At 63.8% G+C, this 17,553-nt stretch carries 14 protein-coding genes; 4 read left to right on the forward strand and 10 right to left on the reverse strand.

The genetic code is table 11. The features are described from left to right. Positions 1 to 88: 88 nt before the first annotated feature. From FNL14_RS00870 to FNL14_RS00890, 5 genes are all read right to left on the reverse strand, one after another. Positions 89 to 1,627: an alpha-N-arabinofuranosidase gene (locus FNL14_RS00870; protein WP_142056826.1), complete on the reverse strand. Its 1,539-nt coding sequence runs from the start codon at positions 1,625 to 1,627 to the stop codon at positions 89 to 91. Positions 1,628 to 1,697: 70 nt separating this feature from the next. After that, positions 1,698 to 2,600: a carbohydrate ABC transporter permease gene (locus tag FNL14_RS00875; protein WP_142056828.1), complete on the reverse strand. Its 903-nt coding sequence runs from the start codon at positions 2,598 to 2,600 to the stop codon at positions 1,698 to 1,700. Positions 2,601 to 2,602: 2 nt separating this feature from the next. Then, positions 2,603 to 3,505: a carbohydrate ABC transporter permease gene (locus FNL14_RS00880; protein WP_091423721.1), complete on the reverse strand. Its 903-nt coding sequence runs from the start codon at positions 3,503 to 3,505 to the stop codon at positions 2,603 to 2,605. Between the two features lie 27 nt (positions 3,506 to 3,532). Further along, entirely contained in the window at positions 3,533 to 4,867 is a 1,335-nt protein-coding gene (locus tag FNL14_RS00885) for an extracellular solute-binding protein (protein ID WP_142056830.1), read from the reverse strand. A 182-nt stretch (positions 4,868 to 5,049) separates the two neighbouring features. Next, positions 5,050 to 6,051 carry a LacI family DNA-binding transcriptional regulator gene (locus FNL14_RS00890; protein WP_142056832.1) on the reverse strand — a complete coding sequence of 334 codons (1,002 nt, stop codon included), beginning with the start codon at positions 6,049 to 6,051 and terminating at the stop codon, positions 5,050 to 5,052. Between the two features lie 207 nt (positions 6,052 to 6,258). On the opposite strand from FNL14_RS00890, the gene FNL14_RS00895 reads away from it, so the two are divergent. After that, a complete protein-coding gene (locus FNL14_RS00895; RefSeq protein WP_142056865.1) occupies positions 6,259 to 7,245 on the forward strand; it encodes an aldo/keto reductase in 987 nt (328 codons plus the stop codon). 183 nt (positions 7,246 to 7,428) lie between these two features. Here FNL14_RS00895 and FNL14_RS00900 read toward each other — a convergent pair whose 3' ends face one another. Further along, positions 7,429 to 7,902: an SRPBCC family protein gene (locus FNL14_RS00900; protein ID WP_142056834.1), complete on the reverse strand. Its 474-nt coding sequence runs from the start codon at positions 7,900 to 7,902 to the stop codon at positions 7,429 to 7,431. Between the two features lie 503 nt (positions 7,903 to 8,405). Here FNL14_RS00900 and FNL14_RS00905 point away from each other — a divergent pair. From FNL14_RS00905 to FNL14_RS00915, 3 genes are all read left to right on the forward strand, one after another. Next, the gene (locus FNL14_RS00905; protein WP_255470652.1) at positions 8,406 to 9,731 is read left to right on the forward strand and encodes a DNRLRE domain-containing protein; all 1,326 of its coding nucleotides are present in this window, start codon (positions 8,406 to 8,408) and stop codon (positions 9,729 to 9,731) included. A 106-nt stretch (positions 9,732 to 9,837) separates the two neighbouring features. After that, positions 9,838 to 10,392 (forward strand): hypothetical protein, encoded by a 555-nt coding sequence (locus tag FNL14_RS00910; RefSeq protein WP_255470653.1) that lies wholly within the window; start codon positions 9,838 to 9,840, stop codon positions 10,390 to 10,392. Then, positions 10,389 to 13,214 (forward strand): ATP-binding cassette domain-containing protein, encoded by a 2,826-nt coding sequence (locus FNL14_RS00915; protein ID WP_142056836.1) that lies wholly within the window; start codon positions 10,389 to 10,391, stop codon positions 13,212 to 13,214. Before FNL14_RS00910 ends, FNL14_RS00915 begins: the two co-directional genes overlap by 4 nt. A gap of 50 nt (positions 13,215 to 13,264) precedes the next feature. On the opposite strand, the gene FNL14_RS00920 is transcribed toward FNL14_RS00915, so the two are convergent. The 4 genes from FNL14_RS00920 to FNL14_RS00935 all read right to left on the reverse strand — a co-directional run bounded on the left by FNL14_RS00920 (position 13,265) and on the right by FNL14_RS00935 (position 17,395). After that, complete coding sequence (locus tag FNL14_RS00920) at positions 13,265 to 14,224, reverse strand: carbohydrate kinase (RefSeq protein ID WP_142056838.1); 960 nt, start codon at positions 14,222 to 14,224, stop codon at positions 13,265 to 13,267. Positions 14,225 to 14,327: 103 nt separating this feature from the next. Further along, the gene (locus FNL14_RS00925) at positions 14,328 to 15,122 is read right to left on the reverse strand and encodes an ATP-binding cassette domain-containing protein (protein ID WP_142056840.1); all 795 of its coding nucleotides are present in this window, start codon (positions 15,120 to 15,122) and stop codon (positions 14,328 to 14,330) included. After that, the gene (locus tag FNL14_RS00930) at positions 15,119 to 16,165 is read right to left on the reverse strand and encodes an ABC transporter permease (RefSeq protein WP_091423744.1); all 1,047 of its coding nucleotides are present in this window, start codon (positions 16,163 to 16,165) and stop codon (positions 15,119 to 15,121) included. The genes FNL14_RS00925 and FNL14_RS00930 overlap by 4 nt, the downstream gene beginning before the upstream one ends. 111 nt (positions 16,166 to 16,276) lie before the next feature. Further along, positions 16,277 to 17,395, reverse strand: a complete 1,119-nt coding sequence (locus FNL14_RS00935) for a substrate-binding domain-containing protein (RefSeq protein ID WP_142056842.1) — start codon at positions 17,393 to 17,395, stop codon at positions 16,277 to 16,279. Positions 17,396 to 17,553: the final 158 nt, after the last annotated feature.

Below are 17,553 nucleotides of genomic sequence, written 5' to 3' on the forward strand. Positions count from 1 at the left end.
GTGACGCCGCGTTGCAATGGCGGGCGGACGACGGCGGGAACCTCCCGCCGTCGTCCGCTTCCTGGCAGCTACCTCTGTACGTTCGCGGTCAGTCCTTTGCCACGTCCAGCTCGATCACTGCCCACGACAGCGCCGGGAGAGTTGCCCGGAGTTCGGAGCCGCTCGCCTTGGCTCCTTCCAGCGGCTTGAGCCCCACCTGGTCCGGCCTGCTTTGAGTGTTGATGGTGAAACGGTCGCCGTCTTCAGGGATTTCCAGGACCTCCGCGCGGACAACCTGGCGCGCATCAAAACCGCGAAGTGCCACTTCAACGTCCGCCGCTTCCTCAAGGCCGCGGTTAGCGAAGAACAACGCCAGGCGGCCTGTCTCCTCATCCCAGGTGGCACTGACATCCACAAGATCGGTGCCGCCGAAACGGGCATTTTCGTACTTGTCCGAGTCAACGGCCAAACGCAGGATCTGGCCCTTGGCCAGCTCTGCCATCCGGGCGAACGGGTGGAAGATGGTCTGCCGCCACGCCGGCCCGTTTTCCTCGCTGAAGATCGGAGCGATGACGTTGACCAGCTGCGCCTGGTTGGCGATCTTGACGCGGTCGCCGTGCCGGAGCAGCGAGTTCAGCAGGGTTCCCACCACCACGGCATCGGTCACGTTGTATTTGTCCTCGATGACCCGGGGGTGCTCGCGCCAGCCCGCTTTTGCCACATTGTGGGGCTGGTCCTGGGTATCCAGGCCGCGCTGGTACCAGACGTTCCACTCGTCGAAGGAAAGGTTGATGTGCTTCTTGTGCTTCCCCTTCGCCCGGACGGCGTCGGCAGTGGCGATGACTGATTCGATGAAGTAGTCCATGTCCACTGCACTGGCGAGGAAGCTGCCGGCGTCGCCGTCGTGCTCCTGGTAGTAGGCGTGGAGCGAGACGTAGTCCACCTCGTCATACGCATGGGTGAGGACAGTCTGCTCCCACGCGCCGAACGTGGGCATGCCGGAGTTGGAGCTTCCGCAGGCCACCAGTTCGATGTCCGGGTCCACGAAGCGCATGGCTTTGGCGGCTTCCTGCGCCAGGCGGCCGTATTCCTCAGCTGTCTTGTGGCCGATCTGCCAGGGCCCGTCCATTTCGTTGCCCAGGCACCAGAGCTTGATGTTGAACGGATCCTTGTGGCCGTTTTTGGCGCGGAGGTCGGACCAGTAGCTGCCGCCGGGGTGGTTGGAGTATTCGACGATCTCGCGGGCCGCGTCCACTCCCCTGGTGCCCAAGTTGATGGCTTCCATGATTTCCGTGCCCGCCAGCCGGGACCAGTCCACGAATTCGTGCAGGCCGAACGCGTTGGTCTCCACGGTGTGCCAGGCACCGTCCAGCCGGCGGGGCCGGTCCCCGCGCGGGCCGATGCCGTCTTCCCAGTTGTAGCCGGAGACGAAGTTGCCGCCGGGATAGCGGACAACCGTGGCGCCGAGTTCTTTGACGAGCTTGAGGACGTCGAGGCGGAAGCCGTTCTCATCCGCTTCAGGGTGGCCCGGCTCGTAGATGCCGGTGTAGACGCAGCGGCCCATGTGCTCCACGAAGGAGCCAAAGAGGCGGCGGGGAACTTCGCCGATGGTGAAGTCGCGGTCGAGGGTGATCCGTGCGCGGGACATGTTGGAGTTACTCCTTGGTCATGGGAGGTCTGTTTGAAAGCGTTGGGTTTGCTAGGCGGAAGGTGCCGGATCAGGTCCCGGCGAGGCCCGTCGTCGCAACGCCCTTGATGATCTGGCGCTGGAAGAACAGGAACACCAGGATCAGCGGCAGCGCCGCGAGCAGGGCGGACGCCATGTTCTGCGCGTACTGGATGCCGTAGGCGCTCTTGATGGTCTGCAGGCCCACCGGAAGGGTGAGGAGCGAGCCGTCGTTGGTGGCGATGAAGGGCCACAGGAAGTTATTCCAGGCGCCGATGAACACAAAGATGGCGACGGCGGCCAGGATGGGCCGGGACAACGGAAGGATGATTTGGGTGAAGATCCGCATGCGGCTGGCGCCGTCCATCACCGCGGCTTCTTCAAGTTCGCGCGGAATCTGGTCGAAGAACTTCTTGAGCACGAACACCATGGCCGGGTGGATGACCTGCGGCAGGATGATGGCCCATGAGGTGTCGATCATGTGCAGGGCGAGCATCTGGTAGAAGAGCGGGATGATCAGGACCGGCGGCGGGACGATGATGGAGGCGATGATCACCGTCATCAGCACCTTCTTGCCCTTGAAGTCGATCCGGGACAGCGCATAGGCCACCAGCGCCGAGATCACCAGGGTGATGGCCGTGATGGCCGCGGAGGTGTACAACGAATTCCATGTCCAGAGCGGGATGTTGCCGTCCTGGAAAACCTTCACGAACGCTTCAGGAGTGAAGCCCGACGGCGGCACCCAGCTGATCTTCGGCGCTGCGGCATCCGTCTCGGTCTTGAAAGCGGTGGCGGTGGCCCAGGCGAAGGGAACCAGCCAGAGCACTGCGATCAGCGCGGCTGCCACCACGGCTGCGATCTTGCCCGCGGTCATCTTCTTGCGCGGTTGGCGGATTTCCTGGCTGGCGCTGGTGCTGGTGCGTGACTTCGGGCGGTCGAGGGTCTGAATGGCCATGGTTATGCACTCCTGCGGCGGGTGATGGCGAACTGCATGACCGAGACGAGCACGATCAGTCCGAAGAAGATGTAGGAGATGGCTGCGGAGTAGCCCAGCCGGTAGCCGGTAAACCCGGTTTCGAAGATGTACTGCACCACGGGCCGGGTTGATCCTCCGGGGCCGCCGGCGGTCATCTGGTACACCTGGTCGAAGATCTTCAGCGAGGCCAGGATCTGGAGGAGCACGATCATCACGGTGGTGGGGGTCAATTGCGGCAGGGTGATGGAGAAGAACTGCCGCCAGGCTCCGGCGCCATCGAGGGATGCCGCCTCATAGTGCTGGTGCGGGATGTTCTGCATCGCAGCCAGGTACAGCAGGAAGTTGAACCCCACTGTCCACCACAGCGTGGCGATCACGATCGCCCACATGGCCACATTGGGGTCGTTGAGCCAGGCGACTTTGGGGATGCCGATCTTGGACAGGGCATCGTTGATGAGGCCAAGCTGCGGGTTGTACATCCAGGTGAAGAAGAGGGAGACCACGGTGGACGCGAGCAGGTAGGGGGCAAAGTAGGAGAGCCGCCACAGCCACTGCGCGGGAAGCCCGACGTTGAGCAGTGCCGCCATCACCAGGGCTACCAGTACCAGCGGGACGGTGCTGATGACGGTGAAGTAGAGGGTGTTGCCGAGTGAGCGCCACATGCCGGCGTCAGCCAGGGCTTCGGCGTAGTTGGCGAAGCCGATCAGGCTGTCGTTGGCTCCGGTCAGGGACTTGCCGGTGAGGCTCATGTAGAGGCCGTAAAGAAGGGGCCAGACAAGGAACACAAGGAAGAAAACCAGGAAGGGGGCGGCGAATCCCCAACCGCTGCGGTTGCTTCTGGTGAGGCTCCCGGGTTTCCGCCGGGCTGCTAGTGAAGAACTCATGAAGGACTCCTTTGTCGCTCGGTGGGGTTAGACCGGGTTGGGCATGGAAAGAAGGTGGTTGGTCCGCTCTTCGAAGGCGTCCCAACCCGCAGCTGCCTTGTCGCGGCCGAGGAGGACGTTCTGCACGTTCTCCGCAAAGTAGGTCTGCCAGTCAGAACCTGAGCCGCTGAACCAGGATTCGGGGTCGTAGGCAATCACGTCGGCTGCATTGGCGTAGTGCACCTGCGGTGTGAGGTCCTTGTAGGCCTGCGACCGGACCACGGGCTGGTACGCCGGGATGTGGCCTGCTTCTGCCCAGGAGAGTGATCCCTTGAGGACATCGCTGACGAACTTGTAGACATCGCGGCGCTTTGCTTCGTCCACGTTCAGTTGCCGCGGAAGGACGAAGGAATGCGAGTCTGCGTAGGCGGCCGGGGTGCCGTAGAGCGTGGGAATGGTTGCGGCGTCCACCGGCAGGCCTGCCTTCTTGAGGGTGGGCAGTTCCCAGACGCCGCTGAAGAGCATCCCCGAGTCGCCGCGGGCGAATTCCGCGATGCCGGTGCTGATGTCGCCGCTCTTGGCCGCGATGGTGTCATCAAAAAGCGATGCCATGAATTCGAGGGACTCAATGGCTGCGTCCCGGTCAACCTTCATCGGCTGGCCCGGTGTGAGGCTGATGTCCGCGCCGTGCTGTTTGTAGAGCGTGTAGAAGAGCCGCCACATCTGGGATCCGCTGCCCAGGTAGCCAAAGGACAGTCCATGGGCTTTGGTGACCTTCTGCATTTCCCTGGCCAGGTCCATGAACTCCTGCGGTGAAGCCACGTCCTCCAGTTGTCCGTTGCCGGCCAGGACCCCGGCTTTTCTGGCCACGTCCGTGTTGTAGAACATCACGAACGGGTGCGAATCCAGGGCGATGGAGAACACTTTGCCGTCCTGCTGGCTCTTCTCCCAGATGCGCGGGGCGAAATCTGCACCGGTGACTCCGTGCTCTGCCAGCAAGGAGAGGTCCCAGGGGTCGATCAGCCCGCCCGGCGCATAACCGGGGACGCGGCTGGCATGCATGATTGCTACCTCGGGCGGACGTCCACCTGCTGAGGCCATGGCCAGTTTGGTGTAATACGGGGGCCCCCAGGCCAGAACCGTGGGGTGCACCTTGAACGCCGGGTTGGCCTGGTTGGCGCCGTTGATCATGGCCTGCATCTTGATGCCGTCGCCACCGGACAGCAGATGCCAGAAGCCGATGTCCCGGACACCGGCGGCCTGGGCGTTTCCGCCGCACCCTGTCAGTGCGCCTGCTGCCAGGAGGCTGCCAAAGGCCGCGGTTCCCGTCAGTATCTGTCTCCGGGACAACTGCTTCCCGGGAAATACTTCAAACTGCTTCACCAATCACTCCTTTGGATGGGTCCGCTGAAAGGTCACTTCTTATTGCTCAAAACTCCGGTTCCGGTGCGCTGCGCCCCTGGCCGATGCTGGTGGGGAGTGACGCGGGTCTCACATTACATCGATGTAATGACCGCTGCAAGGAAAAATTGTTAGCGCAAACAATTTGATCGCAGGCTCTCGTGTCAGCCGCCGCTGCTGTCCCGTTCCACAATCGTGTAGTCAATGGGAGCCAGGCGCTGTTCATGACCCCTGTCCGCCATCCGCTCCGTCAGGAGGCGCAGGGCTTCCGTGGCGACAGCGCGCTTGTCAAAGGAAACGGTTGTTAGGGACGGAACGGCATAACGGCCGTCAGCAATGTCATCAAAGCCCGCTACGGCAATGTCCTCCGGAATCCGCAGGCCCTTCTTCCAGAGCACGCTCAGTGCGCCGATGGCCATGGAATCGGTGAAACAGAACAAAGCCTCCGGCAGCGGATGCGAGGCCAGGTAGGCAGTCAATGCTTCGGCAGCAGTTTCCGGCGTCCATTTTTCGCAGGGAATCAGCAGCGATTCGTCCCGGTCAACACCGAGGATCCGCAACGCTTCTTCGTAACCCTGGGTTCTCTGGATCGCCGCGGCCGATCCCCTGCCCTGGGTGGTTCCCAGGATGGCGATCCTGCGGCGCCCCGGCTTCGCCAGGGCCAACGTCATGTCCCGTGCCGCCGCGAAGCTGTCCACGAACACGCGGTCGGCGAGCTTCTGTGTGACCTCGCCGAGCAGGACTACGGGCGGAAGGGCAACACCTACCTGGACCGCGCTCTCATCGAGCACCACAGGATTGAGGATCAGCCCGTCGATGAGGTTGGTGCGGGCGCGCACCATAAGTTCGTGTTCGCGCTGGGGATCGGAACCGGTTTCCTCGATCTGCACCACCCAGCCCTGTTCATGCGCTACCTCGACGACATTGTGGGCGATCTCTGCCGAGTAGGGCGTGGCAAGGTCAGGCAGGGCCAGCGCAATGACACCGGATCGTCCATTACGCAACCCCCGGGCGGAGAGGTTGGGCACGTAATCCAGATCGAGGATGGCCTGCTCCACTTTCAGCCGGGTGGCTTCACTCACCGGAACGATGCCGTTCATGACGTTCGAGACCGTCTTGGGTGAAACACCGGCGCGGCGCGCGACGTCCTTGACCGTTGCGCGCACTGCTCCCCTTTCCGACCCAATATCGCCAACCCGGCAGGCAGCGGATGCCGCTCTGGTGGCTTGCTGATGATGTTACCGCCCGCTTAAGGGAGGTCCTGCCAGAACCCGTTTCAGCAGGGACTCCCTTACGCGTCCGGGAAGGCGTTGACTGGAGGAAAAGCCCGGCACATCGGCGTCGGGCGAACGATTATCAGCAAGGGAGACATGATGCATACGCGGACACTTGGGCAGGGCCTGCAGGTTTCGGCGATCGGCCTTGGCTGCATGGGAATGTCGCAGAGCTACGGCCCCAACCCCGGGGACCGCCAGGCGATGATCGGTGTGCTCCGCGATGCTGTGGAGATCGGCATCAACTTCTTCGATACCGCCGAGGTGTACGGCCCCTTCGTCAACGAGGAACTGGTCGGGGAGGCACTCGCACCGGTCCGGAACGAGGTGGTCATCGCCACCAAGTTCGGCTGGCGGATCGAGAACGGGAAGTCCGTGGGGCTGGACAGTTCACCCGAGCGGATCAAACGCGTGGCCGACGAGTCGCTGCGCCGGCTGCGGGTGGACACGCTCGACCTCTTTTACCAGCACCGCGTGGATCCCAATGTCCCTATCGAAGAGGTGGCAGGCGCGGTGGGCGAGCTCGTCCAGGCCGGAAAGGTGCGCCATTTCGGGCTGTCGGAGGCCTCCGCTGCGACCATCCGTGCCGCCCACGCCGTCTTTCCGGTGACAGCGGTGCAGAGCGAGTACTCGCTGTGGACGCGGGACCCAGAGCCGGAAGTACTGCCTGCCCTGGCAGAACTGGGCATCGGTTTTGTGCCTTTCAGCCCGCTCGGCAAGGGCTTCCTCACCGGAACCGTGGATACGGCCACACAGTTCTCGGAGGGTGACGTCCGCGGCACCATCCCGCGTTTTTCTCCCGAGAACCGCGCCGCCAACCAGGCCTTGGTGGATCACGTGGCCGGACTCGCGGCAGCCAAAAACGCCACGCCCGGGCAGATTGCGCTGGCCTGGCTCCTGGCCCAGCAGCCGTGGATTGTGCCGATCCCCGGGACCCGCCGTCGGGAGCGCCTTGAGGAGAACGCCGCGGCTACGGCCGTCGCGCTGTCCGCCGATGAAGTGGCCGACCTCAACGCAGTCGCCGCCCGGATCGGCGTGCAGGGGAACCGCTACAACGATCTGCATCTGGGCCTCGTCGGGCGATGACCCCTGACACCCCCTCACCCTGAGGAAACCGACGCGGGGTCATTTCCGGCCCAATAATCGCTGCATTTTGGGCCGGGAGTGACCCCGCGTTGCAAAGGGGAGCGGACGACGGCGGGAACCTCCCGCCGTCGTCCGCTTTCTGTTTGTCAGTGGTCGCCTTCCAAGCCGGCCGCACGGGCACTGCTAGAACTGCCCGGTGGGGCCGCTGTCCTGGACTTCGCCGCGCCAGCCGCCGGTTTCGGTGCCGCGCGATTCGATGAAGGCCTTGAACTTCCGCATGTCGGCCTTCACCTGCATCTCGTCGATCTTCAGTGCCGCACCTGCCTTTTCAGTCAGGGTCTCCGGCGCCCATTCGAAATGGACTTTAACCTTCGTGTGGTTCGAATCCAGCGGCGTAAACCTGATGATGCCGGCATGGGACTTGCCGTCGGTGCTGCGCCAGGCGATCCGGTCGTCCGGCTCCTGGTCAACTATCTCGGTATCGAATTCGCGCTGAACGCCGCCCACCTTGGTGACCCAGTGGTTGGTTGTGTCAGTCAGCTGGGTTACGGATTCCACACCGGACATAAACTGCGGAAAGGACTCGAACTGGGTCCACTGGTTGTACGCGGTCCGCACCGGTACTGCCACGTCGACTGTCTCTTCAACGTGTTCCATCTGCTTCCTCCTCGTGACGGACGGCCGCAACAGCGGACCGGCAGCACTGGCCATCCTGCCAGTCAGGCAGCCGCCACCTTTTCACCATAAATCCGGCCGCTGTCGGGGTCCAGACCCTCTGAATTCCTGGTTGGGGTTGAGAATTCCGCAGCGTTAACCGGTGGATTTGAGCGGATGATTTCCATTGACCGGGACGATCCCACACGGGCCGACGTCCATCAGCTCCTCGCAAGAGAGAGGCGATGCAGGCTCGGATCCACCGGAGCGAACCTCCGGGTGGTGTCGCCGTTTCACTTCTTAGGTATAGGGGTTACCGCACCGTTCAATACTTAGGTATTAGGGTATCGAGCGTGCCCGGAAAGAGGTACATTACTTCGTTGCGCCTACTTTCGTTTCGGGTCTACGCTTTGGCATAGCTGGCATTTAGCCGTCGTTATTTCTGGGGTCGACGCTTGCTTTACGCAGCAAAAACTTAAATTCCCCAACAGAAACAGCCGATTAACATGAAGGCTACATCCGCCGGCTTAATGACTCAGGAATTGCCAATCCACGGGACAAACCGAAGTGCGCGTCCAACAAAATTTCCAGGCCTGATAAGGGCCAAGGGCAAGTCCTGGCGTAAATACGTGGCGGTCGCATCATCCGTTCTGGCTGTGTTCGCACTATTTACCCCACCATCGGCAAACGCCGCAGCAGCGACCATCTCTCCGACAATGGACACCTACGTACAGGCGGACAAGGCGACCACCAACTTCGGGACCAGCATCCGTTTATCAACCGAAGGCCGCACCAATATTTGGCGGAACGCACTCCTACGGTTCGATGTCCAAGTTTCCGCCGGCCAACATGTTGTTTCGGCTAAACTGCGGGCCTATTCGGAGACCTCAACAACGTCCACTCAGTTCGTGGATGTTTTTACTACCTCCGGCGGTTGGACCGAGCGGGGAGTCACCTGGAATACCGCACCGGCGCGCGCGACTTGGCTGGGGAAGGCCGGCAGGTTCGCTGCCAACTCCTGGGTTGAGTGGGACGTTACGAAGGGCGTTGGCGCAACGGGTGGCGAGGCGAACTTCAAGCTGGAAAGCAACGCGCAGAAGTGGATCGGCTTCAAGTCCAAGGAATCCTCGAATGCCGCCCTGCGTCCACGGCTGGTAATTACCACCGCAGCTGACACAGTGACCTCCACGGAGGCTGCGCTAGCCCATGGCTGGGGCACACCTGTAACTGGCGACGAGTTCAATTACACAGGTGCACCCGATGCCACCAAGTGGACTGTTTACAACAGCCCAGGGCATGCGGGCAACGGTATCCGCAGTCCACAGCAGGTTACGGTGGACGGTTCCAAGATGGTTATCAATGGAACTCCGGATGGCACTACTGCCGGTATCGGCGCCAAATTCTCAAACCAGAGGTACGGCCGGTGGGAAATCCGCGCGGCGGGCTCCGGTGACAATGAATACCACCTAGTGTCCATTTTGTGGCCGGATAGCGAGAATTGGCCCTGCGAGGGCGAAGTTGACTACGCGGAGACGACTGGTGACTGGAGCTTAATCAAATTCTTCCACCACTACGGATGTTCAAATTCGCAAACATCGGGGACAAAGATTCTGGACGTCAGCCAGTTCCACAACTACGCGGTTGACTGGTCTCCGAGCGGGACGGTCGGCTACATCGATGGAGTCAAGTGGTTTGAGGACTACGACCCAACCCATCAGCCTCCAGCGTCGATGCACCAGACACTGCAATTGGACTGGTTCCCGGACGGCACTCCTGACGGCGCTGGCGAGATGCGGGTGGACTGGATTCGCGTATATGCGGCTGGAGCCTAGGGCGTTTCTCCCTAGAAATAGCCGAATGACGACGGCAAACAGTGACCTAACGTCATACAACGCGACGGCATCCGGATTCAGCCAAACAACGTCCTACCCTTGACAGGTGACTTTGACTAAGATGCGCACCGCCGCCGCGAGCTCGCTCGCCGCCGCCGGTCTCCTGTTTTCCCTCGCCGCCTGCTCAGCGCCGGCCGACCAGCCTGCCGCCTCCGAACCGGCTTCCTCGGCAGCTTCCTCCCCCAGCGCCTCCGACGGGCCCTGCAGTGGCGTGAAGGTTATCGTCGATTCCGGCTCCCTGAAGCAGGCTGCCGCTGACAAGTCCGTGTGCGTGCCCGTGGAGGCCGCCACCCCCGCGTCCAAGGTGCTCGAAGAGGCCGACATCAAAACAGTGGGCACTGAGCAGTACCCCAACGAACTGGTGTGCCGCGTGAACGGTGTCCCCGCCGCGGACTTCGACATCACCCACAAGGGCGGCACGTACCGGGAAGAATGCAAGGGCATGCCCGCCGCCTTCGCGTACTGGTCCCTCTGGACCAAGCCGGCCTCCGGTGAGTGGGCCTACGCCCAGGAAGGCCTCGCCACCCTGAAGGTGAACCCCGGAGAGAGCCTGGAACTGCTCTACACCGTCGACGGCGAACCGGCCGCGCCCAAGGCATGACCTTTCGACCCGCGCCGCTGCGCGCCGGCATTGCTCTGGCCGTCGTGTTCATCGCGGCGCGGGTCATCTACCGCGTCCTCTTCAACGGTGCGGGCATTGGCTCGCCCATCCTGCTGGACCTGCCGGCCATGCGGCTGCCGGCCCCGTACGCCCATGTGGTCTTCCTCGGTCCTGTCTCCGGGCCCGGGCTGTGGGCGGCGGTCCTGTCTGCCCTGCCCATTGCCGGATTGTTCGTCAGCTTCGGCCTGCTCAACGCCTGGGTGGACGTGGCCCGCGGGTTCGTGTTCCTGGCGCGCCGCGGCCCCGTGCAGGGCATAGCCCGGATGCTTGTGGTGGCATGGGCAGCTCTCCCCGCGCTGGCCGACGCCGTGACCTCCGTGCGCCTGGCGTTTCGTTTGCGGGGCGAGCGTTTTGGCCCCCGTGCCCTGGTGCCCGTGCTCGAGCGCACGCTTGAGCATGCCAGCAGGGTGGCTGCGGCCCTTGAGCTGCGGGGCTTCGGGAGCAGGGCGGTACAGCAGCCTGGCAACGGTTTCGAAGCTCCGCTTCTCGTCCGGGACGCCCAGTTCCGAATCGGAGACGCGGCCGTCCGCGTGGCCGGATTTACCCCTGCCGGGGGCTCACTTACCGCCATTACCGGGCCCACCGGCTCCGGCAAATCCACCATCTTGCGGGGTATCGCCGGTCTCCTCTCCCACGTCGACGGCGGCGACATTTCCGGCACCGTACGCGTCGCCGGAGCAGACCGGGCCACCGCTCCGCCGCGCGATACCGCCCGCCACATCGGCGTGGTCCTGCAGAATCCCCGCGCCGCTTTTGCCAGCACCCGGGTCCGGGACGAAATCTCCCTCGCCCTTGAACTGCGCGGGATGCCGTCCGCTGCCACGAAGGCCCGCGTGCAGGAGGTTGCCGAACGGATTGGCGTGACAGCGCTGCTGGACCGGAATCTCAACACCCTCTCAGCAGGTGAGGCGACACTCGTGGCCATCGCCGCCGCAGTGGTGGACCATCCGGCGCTGCTGCTGGTGGATGAGCCACTGGCCGATCTCGATACTTCAGCCCGGGTACGTGTCATCTCGGTACTTCATGCCCTCGCCCGCGATGCCGGTGTCTGCGTCATTGTCGCCGAGCACCGTGCGGAAGCGCTCATACCCGTTGCTGATTCCTGGTGGACCATCAACGACGGCGCCCTGGTCCCGGGTGCCGCGCCCTCCCCTTCACACCCTGTTGAGCTCCGTGAACCACCGGCAGAGCCAGTGAACGTTCCTCCAGTGCTGACCGCGACCAACCTCGCAATGCACCGCAAGGGCAAGCCGCTGGTGCGCGACGCATCCCTGACCCTGCACCGCGGTGAAGTGGTGGCCCTCGTGGGGCCGAACGGCGCCGGAAAGTCGTCCCTCCTGGTGGCGCTTGCGCTCGGTGAAAATACGGGGGGATCAACTACGTACGACGGCGGTCGGGTCGCCCTGGTGCCGGACGCCTCGGACGACCTCTTCACCAGGGATACCGTCGCGGGCGAGCTTCGCGCCGCCGAGCGGCGCCAGGCCCGCCGAAAGGGCAGCGTCCAGCCTGCGCCCGGCTCCGCAACTGACCGATTGGCCCGGTTCCGCGGAGACGCGATTCCCATCGGGCACGAGCACCCGCGTGATCTTTCCGCCGGCGAGCGCAGGATCCTTGCCATCGCGCTGCAGACCATGGACGATCCCGAGGTCCTCCTGATCGACGAGCCCACCCGCGGCCTCGATCCCGCGGCGCGCGCAGCAGTCTCGGCAGCACTCCGGGCCGCGGCGGACGAGGGCACTGCCGTCCTGATCGCCACGCACGACCTCAACTTTGCCCGAGGCCTTGGTGCCCGGATCCTCCCGATGAGGGACGGCGTCGCGCCCTCTTTGGACACGAAAGCCGCCCCGGTTGGTGCCGTCCCCGCACAACCCGCAACAGCACCAAGGATCCCGGCGCCAACGTTCACCGACGAACCAACCGACTCGCACAGCGCGAAGAAGCCCCGTATCCGGATGCCGCGGCCCGTCGAGCTCGCCGTCCTCGCCGCAGCTAACCTTCTTGCCCTCGGTGCCTTCTGCTGGCCGCTGCTCGCCGCCGCGCTTCCGCAGGATGCCGCCGCAGCACTCCCCTACGCGGCGCTGGCTATCGCACCCCTCGCCGTCGTGGCCATCGTGCTCTCCCTCGACGCTTCGGTGAGCTCGGCACATACCGTGGCACTGCTCGGCGTCCTGGCCGCGGTAGGTTCCGCGGTGCGGGTGGCGAGTACCGGCGTCGGGGGCGTGGAGGCGGTCTTTATCCTGCTGATCCTGGCCGGGCGGGCGTTCGGTGCCCGCTTCGGCATGCTCCTCGGCGCCGCCACCATCGCGGTTTCGAGTGTGCTGTGGGGCGGGATCGGACCGTGGACCCCGTTCCAGATCTTCGCCTGCGCGTGGGTGGGCGCGGGTGCCGGCCTGCTCCCCCGCCGGGTGCGCGGTAGGGCCGAACTGGGGATGCTGTGCGGCTACGGCGTGGTGGCGTCGTACCTGTTCGGGCTGCTGACCAACCTGTGGTTCTGGCCGTTCGCGGTGGGCGCCGGCACGGGCATCTCCTACCTGCCCGGCGCGCCGCTGGGCACCAACCTCAGCAGCTTCCTGCTGTACTCACTGGTGACGTCGACGGCGGGCTGGGACACCCTGCGTGCCATCACCACGATCATTGGCATCGCAGTGGTGGGCCGGGCCATCCTCGCCGCGTTCCGGCGGGTGAAGCCGGTCTCCGGCGCGGCCGGGCAAAAGCAGGCTCACTCCACCCAAGCCAAAGACCGGCTTCAGCTCAGGGTCTAAGGACCCCCCGAAAATAGTGGCAGGACCAGCCCCTTTGTTGATGACGTGCTTCACGCACCCGCGTATTGGGCGGGGGCATTGGCTTCGAGTGCGGCGTTGAGTTCCTCAAGGGTGGGCGGATTCGCTCCCGGGCGCTGCACGGTGATAGCCGCGGCTGCTGCTGCGGTGTGTCCAAGCTGCTCCAGGACAGCCGGCGCGAACCCTTCGGTTCCCCGGGTGAGGAAGCCCAGGATCAGGGCGGACATGTAGGAGTCTCCGGCGCCGATGGTGTCTGCAACTGTCGTTTTCACGGCGGGGATGCTGATGGTGGCGGCGGCTGTGGTGAATTGCGAACCTTCAGCGCCTTTAGTAATGACCGTCAACCGGGTGCCCAGTCCGAGGATGTGTGCAGCGGTTTCGTCCAGGCTTTTCCCGGGGTACAGCCAGTGCGCGTCCTCGTCGCTGAGTTTGACGACGTCGGTGAGGGCCACGAGCTCTTCGAAGATGGCTTTCGCTTCGGCGTGGCTGCCGAGGAGGGCGGGCCGGATGTTGGGGTCGTAGGTGATCATGCAGTGCCGGTGTGCCTGTTCCAGCAGGGCTTTTACGGCGCTGGCGCCTGGGCTAAGGAAGGTCGCGATGGATCCCGTGTGCAGGATTTTGGGGAAGTACGCGGGCGGCGTGGGGGCCAGGTCCCAGGAGATATCGAACTCGTACGTGGCAGAGCCGTCCGAAGCGAGGGTTGCTGTTGCCGACGGTGTCCGGGTGAGGGATTTCGAACCGGGCAGGAGTGTGACTCCTGCGCTGTGGAGATGTTTTTCGATGGCGGTCCCCCGGGAGTCCGGGGCGATGGCCGTCAGCAGACCTGTGGTGACGCCGAGGCGGCCGAGTCCGTAAGCGACGTTGGCCGGCGAGCCGCCCGGATGTTCCACCTGGCCGTTTGAGGTTGTGACCACGTCGATCAGCGCTTCGCCTACGACAGTGACGTCAAGTGTCGGGTGAATGTCCTGCCGGGCTGTTGTGAGGTAATCCATGGTCTGTCTCTCGTGGGGAGCTGATGGGGTGGGGCTGTTCAAGCGACGTCAGTCCGCGGACCGATGGCCTGGTCCGCGGACTGACGTCGGGGCAAGCAGTTGATCAGGCGGTGGCTGCGCCGGTCATGATTGCCACTGCATCGGTCATGTTGTGCGATTGCGGGGTGATGGTGGCCGCGCATTTGCCGAGGCGCTGGATGTGGATGCGGTCTGCCACGTCGAACACGTGGGGCATGTTGTGGCTGATCAGGATGACGGGCAGGCCGCGGTCCCGGAGGTCCCGGACCAGCTGCAGGACCTGGTTGGATTCGCGCACGCCCAGTGCCGCCGTCGGCTCATCCAGCACAACAACCTTTGACCCGAATGCTGCGGCACGGGCGACCGCCACGGCCTGGCGCTGGCCGCCGGACAGGTTCTCCACGGGGACAGTGACGTCCTGGAGGGTGGAGATGCCGAGCCGGGTCAGCTCTTCCTTGGCTTTGCGGCGCATTCCTTTGGTGTCCAGTACGCGGAAGAGCTTGCCCAGCGGGCCGGGGATCCGCTCTTCCCGACCTAAGAACAGGTTTGACGCCACATCGAGCGCCGGCGACACCGCAAGGTTCTGGTACACCGTCTCAATGCCGTGGGCACGGGCATCCTGGGGCCGCTTGAAATGCACCGGTTTGCCTGAGACAAAGAGCTCGCCGGAATCCGGGACCTCTGCTCCGGTGAGGCATTTGATCAGGGTTGATTTGCCCGCGCCGTTGTCACCGATGATTGCCAGGACTTCGCCCGGGTACAGGTCGAGGCTGACTCCGTCCAGGCCGACGACGCGGCCGAAGGTCTTGACGAGGTTCCTGGCCTTCAGGATTGGCTCGCGCGTTGCGGTGTGCGAAGCTGCTGGTTCTGTCATGGTCATGACTTGACCTTTCGGATCCACTGGTCGATGGACACAGCGAGGATGATCAGGACGCCTACCGCGAGGGTCTGGTACAGAACGTCCAGGCCTGCGAGGGAGAGTCCGTTGCGGAAGACGCCGACGATCAGGGCGCCGAGGAGGGTTCCCCAGACGGAGCCGCGGCCGCCGAAGAGGCTGGTCCCGCCGATGACGACGGCGGTGATGGAGTCAAGGTTCAGGTCCACGCCTGCGTTGGGGCTGGCTGCGTTGGTGCGGCCGATCTGGATCCAGGCGCCGATGGCCAGGACAGCGCCGGCGGCGAGGTAGACGCTCATGAGGACTTTATTCACGGCAATGCCGGCCAGGCGGGCGGCTTCCTTGTCATCGCCCACGGCGTAGACGTGCCGGCCCCAGGCGGTCTTGCCGAGGATGAAGGCGATGGCGATGTAGAGCAGGAGCATCACGACGACCCCGGTGGAGATCCTGACGCCGCCCACCGGGAAGGTGGTTCCGGTCCAGGTCAGCAGGCCTGGCATTGCCGAGCCACGCACTGTTGCTCCGTTGGAGTAAAGGAGCGTCAGGGCGATGAAGATGTTCAAGGTGCCCAAAGTGACGATGAACGGAGGGAGCCGGAACCTGGTGACCAGGAATCCGTTCACGGCTCCGGCGGCGAGTCCCACGATCAGGCCTGCGAGCAGGGCAACGGGCGCGGGGAGTCCGTTGTTGACGGCGAGCTGGGCCACGACCATGGAGGACAGGATCATCACGGCTCCGACGGACAGGTCAATTCCAGCCGTGAGGATGATAAGTGTCTGGGCGATGGCCAGGGTGCCGACGACGGAAACCTGCTGGGTGATCAGCGAGAGGTTTTCAACTCGCAGGAACCTGTCATTGAGCAGGCCGAACACAACCACCGCGATGAGAAGTACGAGGGCCGGGCTGAGGGCGGGGTAGCGGTGGAGGATGTTGCGTATCCGGCTGAGCGGGGTCTGGCGGTCAAGGAATTCCTCCGCCAGGTCGGCATGCCCGGCGCTGGGCGGGCCGGCGGTCTGTTGCTGGGTCACGTTGGGTCCTGATCTTCGATGATGGTTTGCTGGCGCGTAGCTGACGCGGAATTGGTGCTCCGGGGAGGCCGGAGCGGAGCGCGGCCTCCCCGGGCGCATGGCTGCGGGGTTCTACTTTCCCCAGCAGATATCGGAAGCTGCTGTGGTGGTGATGCTCTTGATGCCGTCGGCCGGCTTATCGGTGACAAGTTCGACGCCGGTGTTGTAGAAGTCCAGGCCCGGCGAGTTGGCAGGCTTGTTACCGGTCTTGGCCAGATCCACGATGGCCTTTACGCCAAGTTCGGCCATCTTGATCGGGTACTGCTGGGCAGTGGCGCCGATGACCCCGGACTTAACGTTGTTCACGCCGGTGCAGCCGCCATCAACGGAGACCACGAGCACGTCCTTTTCCTTGCCGGCGGACTTCAACGCCTCGAAGGCTCCAGCAGCGGCAGGTTCGTTGATGGTGTAAACAACGTTGACGTTCGGGTTTTTGGCGAGAAGGGTTTCCATCGCTGTGCGGCCGCCGTCCTCGTTGCCCCCGGAGGCCTGGCTGCCCACGATTTCGTACTCGCCGCCCTTGCCGCCGGTGTACTTGCCGGTCTTGGCTTCATCGCCGTTCTTCTTCTTGTCAGCGGTGTCGATGCCCAGCCCGGTCAGGAAGCCCTGGTCCCGGTTGTAGTCCACTGAGACGATCTTGTCGTCGAAGAGGTCCAGCAGCGCGATGGTGGCCTTCTTGCCGCCGAGCTGGCTCGCGGTCCACTTGCCGATCAGCTCGCCGGCGGCAAAGTTGTCCGTCGCGAACGTGATGTCGGCGGCGTCGGCCGGGTCCGGCGGAGTGTCCAAAGCGATGACAAACAGGCCTGCGTCCTTCGCCTTCTTCAGGGCGTCAACGACGGAGGGGCCGTTGGGTGTGATGAGGATGCCCTTGTCGCCTTTGGAGATGGCGTTTTCGATCGCCTGGATCTGCGTTTCCTCGTCGCCGTCGGCCTTGCCGGCGGCCAGCTTCAGGTCAACGCCGTCGGTTTCGGCGGCCTTCTTTGCACCATCCTGCATGGAAACGAAGAACGGGTTGGTGGTGGTCTTGACGATCAGGGAAACGCCGACCTTCCCGTCAGCGGAGCCTCCGCCGGCTGAGGGACCACTGGAACTGCCGCCGCAGGCAGAAAGGCTGACCGCTCCCAACGTCAGGACCGCTCCTGCCGCGAACAGGCGGGTGGCCATTGAACGGGGTGCTTTGGAACTCAACATTGAATCTCCTGGTGTTTGAGGCCGTAACTGGCCTCGACAACGATGTCATAGACGAGGTAAGCAGGATCACACGATAGAGTCAATAGGAAGAGAACGAGAAGGAGCGACTTTCTTGACAACGATGTCTGATCGTTACCAGCCACCCCTGTCCCCCACCC

It is taken from the genome of Pseudarthrobacter sp. B4EP4b (assembly GCF_006680095.1).
Classification (GTDB): Bacteria; Actinomycetota; Actinomycetes; order Actinomycetales; family Micrococcaceae; genus Arthrobacter.